The sequence below is a fragment of the Pseudomonas sp. BF-RE-25 genome (assembly GCF_019956105.1).
Classification (GTDB): domain Bacteria; phylum Pseudomonadota; class Gammaproteobacteria; order Pseudomonadales; family Pseudomonadaceae; genus Aquipseudomonas; species Aquipseudomonas migulae.
Genome location: NZ_JAHBDB010000020.1, coordinates 53,345 through 67,578, shown reverse-complemented (window position 1 = coordinate 67,578; position 14,234 = coordinate 53,345). Strand labels below are relative to the sequence as shown.

At 60.1% G+C, this 14,234-nt stretch carries 12 protein-coding genes; 7 read left to right on the top strand and 5 right to left on the bottom strand.

Annotation, left to right across the window (positions count from 1 at the left end; genetic code table 11):
• The first annotated feature begins 321 nt into the window (after positions 1-321).
• Genes KGB24_RS11040 through fabI form a run of 6 tightly spaced genes read left to right on the top strand, consistent with a single transcriptional unit; the run spans position 322 to position 8,500 of the window.
• Positions 322-2,136, top strand: coding sequence for an extracellular solute-binding protein (locus KGB24_RS11040; protein WP_411736645.1), 1,815 nt, complete (start codon positions 322-324; stop codon positions 2,134-2,136).
• The gene (locus tag KGB24_RS11035; protein WP_192227362.1) at positions 2,133-3,974 is read left to right on the top strand and encodes an extracellular solute-binding protein; all 1,842 of its coding nucleotides are present in this window, start codon (positions 2,133-2,135) and stop codon (positions 3,972-3,974) included. The genes KGB24_RS11040 and KGB24_RS11035 overlap by 4 nt, the downstream gene beginning before the upstream one ends.
• Positions 3,975-3,977: 3 nt before the next feature.
• Positions 3,978-5,051 carry a microcin C ABC transporter permease YejB gene (locus KGB24_RS11030; protein WP_008028636.1) on the top strand — a complete coding sequence of 358 codons (1,074 nt, stop codon included), beginning with the start codon at positions 3,978-3,980 and terminating at the stop codon, positions 5,049-5,051.
• A gap of 1 nt (position 5,052) precedes the next feature.
• Entirely contained in the window at positions 5,053-6,072 is a 1,020-nt protein-coding gene (locus tag KGB24_RS11025) for an ABC transporter permease (protein WP_008028637.1), read from the top strand.
• Between the two features lies 1 nt (position 6,073).
• The gene (locus KGB24_RS11020; RefSeq protein WP_223414502.1) at positions 6,074-7,684 is read left to right on the top strand and encodes an ABC transporter ATP-binding protein; all 1,611 of its coding nucleotides are present in this window, start codon (positions 6,074-6,076) and stop codon (positions 7,682-7,684) included.
• 21 nt (positions 7,685-7,705) lie between these two features.
• On the top strand, positions 7,706-8,500 hold the full coding sequence (fabI, locus tag KGB24_RS11015) for an enoyl-ACP reductase FabI (RefSeq protein WP_008028639.1): 795 nt from the start codon (positions 7,706-7,708) through the stop codon (positions 8,498-8,500).
• A gap of 175 nt (positions 8,501-8,675) precedes the next feature.
• Here fabI and KGB24_RS11010 read toward each other — a convergent pair whose 3' ends face one another.
• Positions 8,676-9,533 (bottom strand): LysR family transcriptional regulator, encoded by an 858-nt coding sequence (locus KGB24_RS11010; RefSeq protein ID WP_223414501.1) that lies wholly within the window; start codon positions 9,531-9,533, stop codon positions 8,676-8,678.
• A gap of 114 nt (positions 9,534-9,647) precedes the next feature.
• Here KGB24_RS11010 and KGB24_RS11005 point away from each other — a divergent pair, with 114 nt between their 5' ends.
• Complete coding sequence (locus tag KGB24_RS11005; RefSeq protein WP_223414499.1) at positions 9,648-10,073, top strand: VOC family protein; 426 nt, start codon at positions 9,648-9,650, stop codon at positions 10,071-10,073.
• Between the two features lie 131 nt (positions 10,074-10,204).
• On the opposite strand, the gene KGB24_RS11000 is transcribed toward KGB24_RS11005, so the two are convergent.
• The 4 genes from KGB24_RS11000 to KGB24_RS10985 all read right to left on the bottom strand — a co-directional run bounded on the left by KGB24_RS11000 (position 10,205) and on the right by KGB24_RS10985 (position 14,080).
• Positions 10,205-10,786, bottom strand: coding sequence for a GGDEF domain-containing protein (locus KGB24_RS11000; RefSeq protein ID WP_223414498.1), 582 nt, complete (start codon positions 10,784-10,786; stop codon positions 10,205-10,207).
• 74 nt (positions 10,787-10,860) lie between these two features.
• Positions 10,861-11,439 carry a hypothetical protein gene (locus KGB24_RS10995; protein WP_223414497.1) on the bottom strand — a complete coding sequence of 193 codons (579 nt, stop codon included), beginning with the start codon at positions 11,437-11,439 and terminating at the stop codon, positions 10,861-10,863.
• Between the two features lies 1 nt (position 11,440).
• On the bottom strand, positions 11,441-13,609 hold the full coding sequence (locus tag KGB24_RS10990) for a xanthine dehydrogenase family protein molybdopterin-binding subunit (protein WP_223414496.1): 2,169 nt from the start codon (positions 13,607-13,609) through the stop codon (positions 11,441-11,443).
• 15 nt (positions 13,610-13,624) lie between these two features.
• Positions 13,625-14,080: a (2Fe-2S)-binding protein gene (locus KGB24_RS10985; RefSeq protein WP_223414495.1), complete on the bottom strand. Its 456-nt coding sequence runs from the start codon at positions 14,078-14,080 to the stop codon at positions 13,625-13,627.
• Positions 14,081-14,234: the final 154 nt, after the last annotated feature.

Sequence of the window (14,234 nt, the reverse complement as noted above, 5' to 3'; positions counted from 1 at the left end):
GGGGCTTTTTTTGTCCAACCACCATAAACAGGTTCACACAAACCCTGTAGGAGCCAGCTTGCTGGCGATGGTCGTTAACGATAACGCGTGAAATCTGGTTAAACGCGGCGCACTTGAGACCATCGCCAGCAAGCTGGCTCCTACAGGGTTTGTGTACGACGAACGTTCAAATAGGCTTGCAAGCCTCCACAAGGGATCTGCCCCGGCAATTAAGGGGTCGTTAAATCCCCGTCTTTTTCCTGTCCATACAAGCTGTTACTGTACGGCCCACAAAGCCCAAGCCGCCTGGATCGGATCTCTGACTTGAAGCGTCCCCTCCTCCTGCTCCTCATCAGCCTGGCCTTGAGCTCCTCCGCAAGTGCGACGATCAGCGAAAGCCATGGTTATGCGCAGTTCGGCACGCTCAAGTACCCGGCCAGATTTACCCATTTCGACTGGGTCAACCCGCAAGCGCCCAAGGGCGGTACGTTGCGGGTGATGGCGTTTGGCACCTTCGATACGCTCAACCCGTACACCTTCAAGGGCTCGAGCCCGGTTTCCACCGCGAATTTCCTGCAGTACGGCATCAACGAACTCAACGAACCGCTGATGGTCGGCACTGGTCAGTACGCGCCGTCCGGCGACGAGCCCACCTCCAGTTATGGCCTGATCGCCCAATCGGTGGAATACAGCGAGGACCGCAGCTGGGTAGTGTTCAACCTGCGCCCCGAAGCCCGTTTTCACGATGGCACGCCGATCACCGCGTATGACGTCGCGTTCTCTTATCGATTGCTGCTCAAGGAAGGCCATCCGCAATACCGCACCAATCTCCAGGAAGTGTTGCGGGTCGACGTGCTCAACCCGCAGCGCATCCGTTTCGTCTTCAAGCGCGCTGGCAACCCCTTACTGATCCTGCGTTTGGGCGAGTTGCCGGTGCTGCCGCAGCATTACTGGAAAGGTCGCGACTTCAAGGCCACCACCTTCGAGCCGCCGCTGGGCAGTGGCCCTTATCGCATGACCTCGGTCACGCCCGGGCGCCAGATTGTGTTTGAACGGGTCAAGGATTACTGGGGCAAGGACCTGCCGGTCAATCGCGGCAAGTACAACGTCGACCGCATGGAAGTCGAGTTCTACCGCGACAGCGACGTCGCGTTCGAGGCCTTCAAGGCCGGCGAGTTCGACATCTACATCGAGCATCAGGCGAAGAACTGGGTTAACGGTTACAACTTCCCGGCCGTGCGACGAGGCGATGTCATCAAGGCGCAGATCCCGCACCAGATCCCGACCCAGAGCCAGGGCCTGTTCATGAACACCCGGCGCCCGGCTTTCTCCGACGCGAAGGTGCGCGAAGCGCTGGGGCTGATGTTCGATTTCGAGTGGACCAATCGCACGCTGTTCAGCGGCGCTTACAAGCGCGCCATGAGTTACTACCCCAACAGCGAATTCTCGGCCACCGGCCTGCCGGTCGGTCATGAGTGGTTGATGCTCAAGCCGTACCGCGAGCAATTGCCCGCCAAACTGCTCACCGAGCCGTTCAGCTTGCCGCAGACCCAAGGGCGCGGCATTCCGCGGGACACCATGCGCCAGGCCCTGAGCCTGCTCGCGGAGGCCGGCTGGAAGCTCAACGGTCAACGGGTCGAAAACGCCAAGGGCCAGCCACTCTCGCTTGAGATCCTGCTGGTCAACCCGAACCTGGAGCGCATCCTCCAGCCTTATGTCGAGAACCTCGCCAGTATCGGCATCGACGCCCGGTTGCGCACAGTGGACCGCGCCCAGTACAAACAGCGTCTCGACCAGTTCGATTTCGACATGATTCTGATGACCCTGAACCAGACCCTCAGCCCCGGTCTGGAGCAATGGCAGTATTTCCATTCCAGCCAGGTCGGGGTCAAGGGCAGCAAAAATTACGCGGGCATCGCCAACCCGGTGGTTGACCATTTACTCGAGCAACTGCTCGCCGCCCAGACCCGCGATGAACAGGTTGCCGCCGGCAAAGCCCTGGACCGCGTGTTGTTATGGCAGCACTACATCATTCCCAACTGGTACCTCAATTATCACCGCCTGGCCTACCGCAACCGGTTCGCCTTCGTCACCACGCCGCCCTATACGCTGGGCCTGAGCGCGTGGTGGCTGAAATCTTCGGAGAAAGATCGATGAAACCCGTACGCGCCCTGCTCTTGCAGGCCAGCGGCCTGTTGTTCGCCGGGCTGGCCTGCGCCGCGCCGCAACACGCCCTGACCTTGTACAACGAGCCGCCGAAATACCCGGCCGACTTCAAGCATTTCGACTACGTGAATCCGGACGCGCCCAAGGGCGGGGTCTTCCGTCAGGCCGGCTTCGGCGGCTTCGACAGCCTCAACCCGTTCATCAGCAAAGGCGTATCGGCCGGCGACATCGAGCTGATCTACGACACCCTGGCCAAACAGGGACTCGATGAACCGTTCACCGAGTACGGCCTGGTCGCCGGCAAGATCGAGAAAGCCCCGGACAATAGCTGGGTGCGTTTCTACCTGCGCCCTGAAGCGCGCTTCCACGACGGTCATCCGATCCGTGCCGAAGACGTGGTGTTCAGCTTCGAAACGCTGATCAAGGACGGCGCACCGATGTATCGCGGTTACTACAGCGACGTCGCTGAAGCGGTCGCCGAAGACCCGCTGACCGTGCTGTTCAAGTTCAAGCACACCAACAACCGCGAACTGCCGTTGATCCTCGGCCAGTTGCCGGTACTGCCCAAGCACTGGTGGGCGACCCGGGATTTCAACAAGGGCAACCTGGAAATGCCGTTGGGCAGCGGCCCGTACAAGGTCAGCGAAGTAAAGGCCGGGCGCTCGATTCGCTACGAGCGGGTCAAGGACTACTGGGGCAAGGACCTGCCGGCCAACCGTGGTTTCTACAACTTCGACGTGATGACCACCGATTACTACCGCGACAACACCGTGGCCCTGGAAGCACTCAAGGCCGGTCAGTTCGATTACTGGCTGGAGATGAGCGCGAAAAACTGGGCCAACGCCTACAACATTCCGGCGGTTGCCGAAGGTCGGCTGAACAAGGAACAGATCCCCAACGGCAACCCGACCGGTATGCAGGGCTTTGTGTTCAACCTGCGCCGTCCGGTGTTCCAGGACGTGCGCGTGCGCCAGGCGCTGACGTTGTTGCTGGACTTTGAATGGACCAACAAGCAACTGTTCAACGGCGCCTACGTGCGCACCCGCAGTTTCTTTGAAAACTCGGAAATGGCCGCCACCGGTTTACCGGATGCCGATCAGTTGGCCATTCTCGACCCGTTCCGCGGCAAGATCCCCGAGCAGGTATTCACCGAGGCCTTCCAGAACCCGGTGACCGACGCCAGCGGCATGATCCGCACGCAGCAGCGCAAGGCTTACCAGCTGTTGCAGGAAGCCGGCTGGCGGATCGTCGACGACAAGATGGTCGACGCCAACGGCAAACCGGTGAACATCGAATTCCTGTTGGCCCAGACCGAGTTCGAGCGGGTGCTGCTGCCGTTCAAGCGCAACCTCAGCGACCTGGGGATCGACCTGGTGATTCGCCGGGTCGACGTCTCGCAGTACATCAACCGCGTGCGTTCGCGGGACTTCGACATGATTGTCGGCAGCTTCCCGCAATCCAACTCGCCGGGTAACGAACAGCGCGAATTCTGGATGTCTGCCGCCGCCGACAAACCCGGCAGCCGCAACTCCATGGGCCTGAAAGACCCGGTGGTGGACCAACTGGTCGAGCAACTGATCAACGCCGATTCGCGCAAAAGCCTGGTGGCTCACGCCCGTGCACTGGACCGCGTGCTGCAATGGGGTTATTACGTGATCCCCAACTGGCACATCAAGACTTGGCGCGTGGCTTACTGGAACCATATCGGCCACCCGAAAATCTCACCCAAGTACGACATCGGCACGGCCACCTGGTGGATCAAGCCCAACGTGACACCGGCGATAGAAGTCGAAACCAAACTGCAAGCCGACCCTGCGGGCACGGAGTAATAGATGCTGGCGTATATTTTTCGGCGACTGCTGCTGATCATCCCGACGCTGCTCGGCATTTTGCTGATCAACTTCGTGATCATCCAGGCCGCCCCCGGCGGGCCGGTGGAGCAGATGATCGCCAAGCTCGAAGGTTTCGAAGGCGCCACCAGCCGCATTGCCGGCGGTGGTGCAGAGGTGTCGGTGGCCGGCTCGGCCTATCGTGGCGCCCAGGGCCTGGACCCCGCGCTGGTGAAAGAAATCGAGCACATGTATGGCTTCGACAAATCGGCGCCGGAACGTTTGTGGATCATGGTCAAGAACTACGCCACCCTGGATTTCGGCGACAGTTTCTTTCGCGACGCCAAGGTCATCGACCTGATCAAGGAAAAGATGCCGGTGTCGATTTCCCTCGGGCTGTGGAGCACGCTGATCATGTACCTGGTGTCGATCCCGCTGGGGATCGCCAAGGCCACGCGGCACGGCAGCCACTTCGACGTCTGGACCAGCTCGGCGATCATCGTCGGCTATGCGATCCCGGCGTTCCTGTTCGCCATTCTGTTGATTGTGGTGTTCGCCGGCGGCAGCTATTTCGACTGGTTCCCGCTACGGGGACTGACCTCGAACAACTTCGATGAACTGAGCATGGGCGGCAAGATTCTCGATTACTTCTGGCACCTGGCGTTGCCGGTGACGGCGCTGGTGATCGGTAACTTCGCGACCATGACCCTGCTGACCAAAAACAGCTTCCTCGATGAAATCAACAAGCAGTACGTGGTCACCGCCAAGGCCAAGGGCCTGACCAATCACCGTGTGCTCTACGGCCACGTGTTCCGCAACGCCATGCTGCTGGTGATTGCCGGTTTCCCGTCGGCGTTCATCGGGATTTTCTTCACCGGTTCGTTGCTGGTGGAAGTGATCTTCTCCCTCGACGGACTGGGGCTGATGAGTTTCGAAGCGGCGATCAACCGTGATTACCCGGTGGTCTTCGGCACGTTGTTCATCTTCACCCTGCTGGGATTGGTGGTGAAACTGATCGGCGATCTGACCTACACCTTTGTCGATCCGCGCATCGACTTCGAAAGCCGGGAGCATTGAGATGAACCTGTCCCCTCTCAATCGCCGGCGTTTCGAACTGTTCAAGGCCAACAAGCGCGGCTGGTGGTCGCTGTGGCTGTTTCTCGTGCTGTTCGGCCTGAGCCTCGGCGCCGAGTTGATCGCCAACGACAAACCCTTGGTGGTGCATTACGACAACAGCTGGTACTTCCCGGCGCTCAAGCGTTACCCGGAGACTACGTTCGGCGGCGAATTCCCGCTGGAAGCCAACTACAAGAGCCCGTATATCCGCGAACTGCTCAAGGCCAAGGATGCGTGGGTGCTATGGGCGCCGATTCCCTACAGCTACCAAAGCATCAACTACGACCTGAAAGTCCCGGCCCCGGCACCGCCATCGACCGACAACCTGCTGGGCACGGACGATCAGGGGCGCGATGTGTTGGCGCGGGTGATTTACGGCTTCCGGATTTCGGTGCTGTTCGCGCTGACATTGACCATTCTCAGCTCGATCATCGGCGTGATTGCCGGTGCCTTGCAGGGTTTCTATGGCGGCTGGGTCGATCTGGCCGGGCAGCGGTTCCTGGAGATCTGGTCCGGGTTGCCGGTGCTGTATCTGCTGATCATTCTCGCCAGCTTCGTCCAGCCGAACTTCTGGTGGCTGCTGGGGATCATGCTGCTGTTTTCGTGGATGAGCCTGGTGGACGTGGTCCGCGCCGAGTTCCTGCGCGGACGCAACCTCGAATACGTGCGCGCGGCCCGGGCCCTGGGGATGCAGAATGGTGCGATCATGTTCCGCCACATCTTGCCCAACGCGATGGTTTCGACCATGACCTTCATGCCGTTCATCCTGACCGGCGCCATCGGCACGCTGACGGCGCTGGACTTCCTGGGTTTCGGCTTGCCGCCGGGCGCGCCGTCGCTCGGTGAGCTGGTGGCCCAGGGCAAATCCAACCTGCAAGCGCCGTGGCTGGGCATGAGCGCGTTTGCGGTGCTGGCGTTGATGTTGAGTCTGCTGGTGTTCATCGGCGAGTCCGCTCGCGATGCCTTCGACCCGAGGAAGTGAAATGAATCAGGACAATCTGATCGAAGTGCGCGACCTGGCCGTCGAATTCGTCGTTGGCGAGCGCTGCCAGCGGGTGGTCGAAGGTGTCAGCTTCGACATCAAGCGCGGCGAAACCCTGGCGTTGGTGGGTGAAAGCGGTTCCGGCAAATCGGTCACCGCGCACTCGATCCTGCGCCTGCTGCCCTACCCGCTCGCCCGGCATCCGTCCGGCACCATCGAGTACTCCGGGCAAGACCTGCTGAGCCTGAAAGAGAAAACCATCCGCCACATCCGTGGCAACCGGATCGCGATGATCTTTCAGGAGCCGATGACTTCGCTCAATCCGCTGCACTCGATCGAGAAGCAGATCAACGAAGTCCTGCGCATCCACAAAGGTTTGATCGGCAAAGTCGCGACCAAACGTACGCTGGAACTGCTGGAAATGGTCGGCATTCCGGAGCCCGAGAAGCGCCTGAAAGCCCTGCCCCACGAATTGTCCGGCGGCCAGCGCCAGCGGGTAATGATCGCCATGGCCCTGGCCAACGAGCCGGAGCTGCTGATCGCAGACGAACCGACCACCGCGCTGGACGTGACCGTCCAGCTGAAAATCCTCGAATTGCTCAAGGAATTGCAGACCCGTCTGGGCATGGCATTGTTACTGATCAGTCACGATTTGAACCTTGTGCGAAGAATTGCGCATCGCGTATGTGTCATGCAGCGCGGTTGCATCGTCGAACAGGCATCGTGCGAAGAGTTGTTCCGCGCGCCGCAGCATCCGTACACTCGGGAACTGCTGGCAGCGGAGCCCAGCGGCAAGCCGGCGACCAACGTGATTGGCCCGCCGTTGCTGCAGGTCGAGGACCTGAAAGTCTGGTTCCCGATCAAGAAAGGCTTGCTGAAAAAGACCGTCGATCACATCAAAGCGGTGGACGGGATCAATTTCAGCCTGCCTCAGGGACAGACCCTGGGGATTGTGGGGGAAAGCGGTTCCGGCAAGTCGACACTCGGTTTGGCGATTTTGCGGCTGATTGGCAGCAAAGGTGCGATCCGTTTTGAAGGCAAGCAGCTAGACTGCCTGACGCAACAACAGGTTCGGCCGCTGCGTCGGGAGATGCAGGTGGTGTTTCAGGACCCGTTCGGCAGCCTGAGCCCGCGGATGTGCGTGAGCCAGATCGTTGGCGAAGGCCTGCGGATTCACAAGATGGGCACCGAGGCGGAACAGGAACAAGCGATTATTGCGGCACTCAGGGAGGTAGGTCTGGATCCGGAAACCCGGCACCGCTACCCCCACGAATTTTCCGGCGGGCAGCGGCAGAGAATCGCCATTGCCCGGGCATTAGTGCTAAAACCGGCGCTGATTCTGCTGGACGAGCCGACTTCGGCCCTCGACCGGACAGTGCAGCGCCAAGTGGTGGAGCTTTTGCGTTCACTGCAAACCAAGTACAACCTGACGTATCTGTTTATCAGCCATGACCTGGCTGTCGTCAAAGCGCTGAGCCACCAGCTGATGGTGGTCAAGCATGGCCAAGTGGTCGAACAGGGAGACGCGCAAAGTATCTTTGCCGCCCCCCAACATCCGTATACACAGCAGTTGCTGGAAGCCGCTTTTCTGGCACCAGCCACTGCGCAATAACCTGAAAGAGAGGAGCAACACATGGGTTTTCTCGCCGGTAAGCGCGTACTGATCGTCGGTGTCGCCAGCAAGCTGTCCATCGCATCCGGCATCGCTGCCGCCATGCATCGCGAGGGCGCTGAGCTTGCCTTCACTTATCAGAACGACAAACTCAAGGGTCGTGTCGAAGAGTTCGCACAAAGCTGGGGTTCCAACCCGGACCTGTGCTTCCCGTGCGACGTGGCCAGCGATGAAGAAATCGCCAAGGTTTTCGTAGAGCTGGGCAAGAAGTGGGATGGCCTGGATTGCATCGTGCACTCCGTTGGCTTCGCTCCGGGTGACCAACTGGACGGCGACTTCACCGAAGCCACCACCCGTGAAGGTTTCCGCATTGCTCACGACATCAGCGCCTACAGCTTCGTGGCTTTGGCCAAAGCTGGCCGCGAAATGATGAAAGGCCGCAATGGCAGCCTGCTGACTCTGTCGTACCTGGGTGCCGAGCGCACCATGCCTAACTACAACGTAATGGGCATGGCCAAGGCTTCGCTGGAAGCTGGCGTACGTTACCTGGCCGGCTCCCTGGGCCCGGACGGCACTCGCGTCAACTGCGTATCGGCTGGCCCGATCCGCACCCTCGCCGCTTCCGGCATCAAGAACTTCCGCAAGATGCTGGCCGCCAACGAAGCGCAAACCCCGCTGCGTCGCAACGTCACCATCGAAGAAGTCGGCAACGCCGGCGCCTTCCTGTGCTCGGACCTGGCGTCCGGTATCAGCGGTGAAATCATGTACGTGGACGGTGGTTTCAACACCACGGCCATGGGCAGCCTCGAAGAGTAATCTTCAGGTAGCCATAAAAAACCCGCCTGGTCAGGCGGGTTTTTTTGTGCCAAAAATTCCAGACCCCACGCAATCCTTGTAGGAGCTGGCTTGCCAGCGATAGCGGTCGTACAGCCAACATTTATAGTGAGACGGACATCGCCATCGCTGGCAAGCCAGCTCCTACAGGGATCATCTATTGGCTCAAGCAGTTGGCAAATAATTGCTGGATCGGCTGCATTCTCTGGCTGTAGCGCTGCAACAGCACAATCTCGCGGTAGAACGTCAGTTCGCCCAACCGGATGATCCGCACCTTCGCGCCATACTCAAGCCACAACCCGGCCTCGGGAAGCAGCGACACACCCAATCCGCATTCAACCATTTTGACGATGGCTTCCAGTTCATCCAGTTCCAAAGCCACCTGCACATCAATCTGCTGCTCACGCAGGAACCGCGTCACCAGGCGCCCACCGAAGGAATTGCGGTCGTAACGCACATGGGGATGGTTCGCGAGGATCTGCAACGGGTCATCACCTTCAAGCTCCGGCGGCACGATCAGCACAAACGGTTCCTTTCGAATGACCTGCGCCGACAACTCCTTGGGCAACTCGAACGGCGGCTTGATCAGGATGGCCAGATCAACCTCCCCGGTATCAACCTGGCTCAGCAGATTCAGCGAAACGCCCGGCACCAGTTTCGGTTCCAGCAACGGCGCTTGCTGGCGTAAGCGCAATAACGCCTGGGGCAGCAACCCGGTCTGGGCCGTGGCCACTGCGCCAATCTTCAACTCGCCGCGGTATTCGCTGACGTCATCGCTGACCGCCATGCGACTGAAGGTTTCCAGCATCTCCCGGGCCATCGGCAATGCCCGTTGCCCTGCCGCATTGAGAATCGCCTGACGTCCGGTGCGATCGAACAAACGAATGCCCAGCGCCTGTTCCAGATTGCGCATCTGCGCGCTGACCGCCGACTGCGTCAAGCCGATGTGCATGCCGGCGGCGGCGAATGTGCCGTAGCGTGTAACAGCGATGAAGGTTTTCAGTTCACGCAGCATGACGGCCTCGATTGATCGAAATTATTTGAGCTCGACGCAAAAACTATCGTCTTTCAATCGAAAAGCACAGCGCTAAACTCCACCTCAACCACCGTCAATCTGCGAGGCACAGCGATGCAACTCTCCCCTTTTCACTTGGCCATACCGGTATATGACCTCGCGGCAGCCCGGACTTTTTATCGTGACGTCTTCGGCCTGGAGGAAGGCCGGTCCAGCGACCATTGGGTTGACTTCAACTTCTTTGGCCACCAATTGGTGATTCACCTGGCGCCCAAAAACGCCTCACAGGAAGCGGCGCATACCAACGCCGTGGACGGGCATGACGTGCCGGTGCCGCATTTTGGCGTGGTGCTGGGGATGGATGAGTGGGAGGGTTTGGCTGAAAGGCTGAAGGCGCGTGAAACTCAATTCGTGATCGAACCGGGCATTCGGTTTCAGGGATTGGTTGGCGAACAGGCGACGATGTTTTTGTTTGATCCATGCGGCAATGCGCTGGAGTTCAAGGCGTTCAAGGATATCGGGCAATTGTTTGCCAAGTGAAGATATGGGTGAATGAAAGAGCCCCATCGCGAGCAGGCTCACTCCTACATTGGTTCGTGTACGGCGCAGAACCAATGTAGGAGTGAGCCTGCTCGCGATGAGGCCCGTTCATACACCACCGAAACTCCAGCCTACCGATGCAACGCCCTCTCCGCCTCAATCAGCAGTTCATCGATCGAGTGATGCAGATTAATGTCGTACTCAACCTGGCCAATGCTGAAGCGAATGTCATAACCGCGACGCATCGTGGCATTGCGCTCGTCGAGGATTTCTTCGAGCCGCGACTTGATCGCGCCAATGTCCACGGCGCTTGAACCGGTCAACAAGGCCACAAACTCGTCGTCGCCGAGCCGGCCAATCACATCGTTTTCGCGGAAGGCGATGCGCAGCACGTCGGCAAAGGTTTTCAGGGCGTCATCACCCTCGGCGCGACCGTACAAATAGTTGATGTGCTTGAAATTATCGAGATCGAAAAACAGCAGCGTGGCCGGTTTTTCCAGTTGCTGACAGGCGTCCAGCCCCAGTTGGGCCAGTGTCATGAAGCCGTGACGGTTGGACAGCAGCGTCAACTCATCCATGCTCGCCATCTGCACACCAATCACTTCCTGCTCGGCTTTACGGGCCTGATCACGCAGCAATTGACGCGCTTGCTGGGGCGACAGCAACGGGTCTGCGTTAGCGCCGTGTTTTACCGGTTTGCCTGGGATCAGCATGACTCACTCCATTGGCGGGTATGTTCTTTAGAGTGGTCCATACCCGGTTTGACTCCCGGTTAACGGACCGCCGGTCAACTGCCCACCACCGGACAAGGCCCTCCGGCCTCCGCCCAGCGTTTAAATTGAGTGACGAAGATATCGTGCGGCACCGGCACCGGCGCTCGCCCTTCACCCGGATTCCAGCCCCACAGCACCAGTTTGTCGTCGCTGACATGCTTGATCAGCGCGGCGAAATCCCGGTCGCCATTACTGGAGCGGTCCTTGATCATTGCGCACAATTTGTCGGCCGGCAGCCCGATCCAGGCCATTTTGTGTGCCGCAGGCGGCAGGCTCCAGTGCGGTGCACCCGGCGGCGCATGCGGGCCGTAACTGGCTGGCGGATTGCTGTCGGCGTGGCAGGTGGCGCACGGCAAACCGGCTGCGCCCTTGCCGTCCATACCGCGTACGACGTTCATCGCGTGGGGCGTTCCGGCATCGAACTGCAACGGTGAATCACCGGGAATATGGCAGTTCTGGCAGCGCGGGTTCTGAAACACCTTCTGCACGGTGTCGAAAGCCTTCAACGCTTCTCTATCCTCTGAGAACAGGTCCGTGGCGTAGATCGTCAGGAGAATCAGCACCACTGCGCCCAGAATCAGATGTCGCCTCATCTCACACCCCCGACAGTTGCAAGGGCAGTTCGCGCAACCGTTGCCCGGTCAGGGCAAACACTGCGTTGGCCACCGCTGGCGCCGTGGGCGGCACGCCCGCTTCACCGATGCCGCCGGGTTTGTCGGTGCTGGGCACGATATGCACTTCAACCACTGGCATTTCGTTCAGGCGCAGCACCTGATAGTCGTGGTAATTGGATTGCACCACCTGCCCATTCTTGAAGGTCAGTTTGCTGTGCAGGGTAAAGCCGAGGCCGAAGGTGATGGCCGACTCCATTTGCGCCGCGATGCTCATCGGGTTGACCGCGATCCCGCAGTCCACCGCGCACACCACCCGGTGCACGCGGATTTTCAGGTTGTCCTGGGACACCTCGGCAACCTGCGCGACGTAGCTGCCGAACGATTCATGCACCGCGACACCCAGTGCATGCCCATCCGGCAATGGTGCTGTCCAATTGGCCTTCTCGACCGCCAGGTTCAACACACCAAGATGCCGCGCATGGTCCTTGAGCAAAGTTCGCCGGTACTCCACCGGGTCCTTGCCAGCCGCCTCGGCCAGCTCATCGATCAGCGACTCCATCACGAACGCCGTGTGGGTGTGCCCGACCGAACGCAACCACAACACGGTGATGCCGGTCTTTGGCGAATGCAGTTCCACCTGATGATCGGCCAAGCCCTCGATGTAAGGGCTGTCGACAACGCCTTCCACCGACGTTTTGTCGATACCGTCCTTGACCATGGTGGCCGCAAACGCTGTGCCGTCCATGATCGACTGCCCGACCATCACGTGCTTCCACGCAATCGGCATTCCGTCGGCATCCAGGCCGATACGCGCCTGATGCAGGAACGCCGAGCGGTAATAGCCACCACGGATGTCGTCCTCACGCGACCACACCGTTTTCACCGGACCGCCTGCCGCCTTCGCAACCTCCACGGCCTCAGCGACAAAGTCCGAAGTCGGGTTGGCCCGCCGGCCGAAACCGCCGCCCAGAAACTCGGTATGAATCTCGACCTGCTCGGGTTTGAGCCCGGTGATTTTTCCCGCGATCATCTGGTCCAGTGTCTGGAACTGCGTACCGGTCCAGATTTCGCATTTGTCCTGGGTGATTTTCACCGTGCAATTGAGCGGCTCCATCGGTGCATGAGCCAGGTACGGCACGCTGTACTCGACGTCAATCGCCTTCGCTGCCTTGCGCAAAGCGCCCTGCGCATCCCCGGCCTTGCTGGCCGAAGTGCCCGGCGTGGCGGCGAGTTTGCGAAAGCTCTCCAGCAGATGTTGGCTGTCGAGTCCGGTGTTCGGCCCCAGATCCCAATCGACCTTCAGCGCATCGCGCCCCAGTTTCGCCGCCCAGTAATGATCGGCAATCACCGCGACGCCCGTCGGCACCTGCACCACTTTGTGCACGCCCGGGATCTCCAGCGCCTGCGCGCCTTCAAAGGATTTGACGCTGCCGCCGAACACCGGCGCGCGGGCAACCATCGCGGTCATGAGTCCGTCGAACTGCACGTCCATCCCGAATTTGGCTTTCCCGGTGATTTTCTCCGGTGTGTCCAGGCGTTTGGTCGGTTTGCCGATGACTTTCCAGTCTTTCGCTTCCTTGAACTTGATCGACGCCGGGTCCGGTGCAGGCAGTTTGCCCGCGTCATCGGCCAGTTCGCCGTACGTGGCGCGGTTGTCGCCGGCCATGACCACACCCGACTCGGTGCGAATGGCCGAAGGTGCGACATTGAAGCGCTTGGCGGCGGCTTCGATCAGCATCAACCGCGCCGCCGCGCCCGCCTGACGGTAACGATCGAATTCCATCCAGGTCGAGGTTGAACCGCCGGTGATTTGCATCCCGCCAAACCCGGGCAGACCATAGTCGGCGGCCGAAGCCGGGGCGTGTTCGACGCGGATTTTCGACCAGTCGGCGTCCAGTTCTTCGGCGATCAGCATGGTCAGGCCGGTCCAGATGCCCTGGCCCATTTCAGAATGGCCGAGCAGCACGGTGACGCTGTTGTCGTTACCGATTCGTAAAAATGCATTGGGCGCGAAGACGTTGCCCTGATTCTCGGCACCCATGGCAAAACGATGGGCACCGGGGATGACAAAGGCGATCACCAGCCCACCGCCCAGCACTGCGCTGCCCTTGAGAAAACCACGGCGCGATAACGGATTGATGCTGTTCATGACGCATGACTCCCATCAACCGATGTCGGCGGCGCGTTTGACCGCGGCACGAATCCTCGGGTAGGTGCCGCAGCGGCAGATGTTGCCGGAGAGCGCCTGGTCGATGTCGCTGTCGGTGGGCTTGGGGATCTTCGCCAGCAGCGCCACCGCCGACATGATCTGCCCGGACTGGCAGTAGCCGCACTGAACCACATCGAGTTCGGCCCAGGCTTGCTGCACCGGGTGCGAACCGTCGGTGGACAGGCCTTCAATGGTGAGGATTTTTTGCCCATGGGCCACTGCCGTGGCGGGCGTGATGCAGGAGCGCAGCGGCGCCCCGTCGACATGCACGGTGCAAGCGCCGCACTGAGCCATGCCGCAACCGAATTTGGTGCCGGTCAGGTGCGCGACATCGCGCAGGACCCAAAGCAGCGGCATGTCCGCAGGGACATCCAGTGCCTGATCCTTGCCATTGATGTTGAGGGTCAGCATGGCGAATTCCTCAGACTCACGGCCCATGCAGGAGCGCTGTTTGGGTTATCCCTATAGCTAAGCGCAAATTGCCGGGCGAGACCGGTTCATCGACCGCCGGTACTCTCAAAACCACCTCAAACCTGTAGGAGCCAGCTTGCTGGCGAAGCGGTTT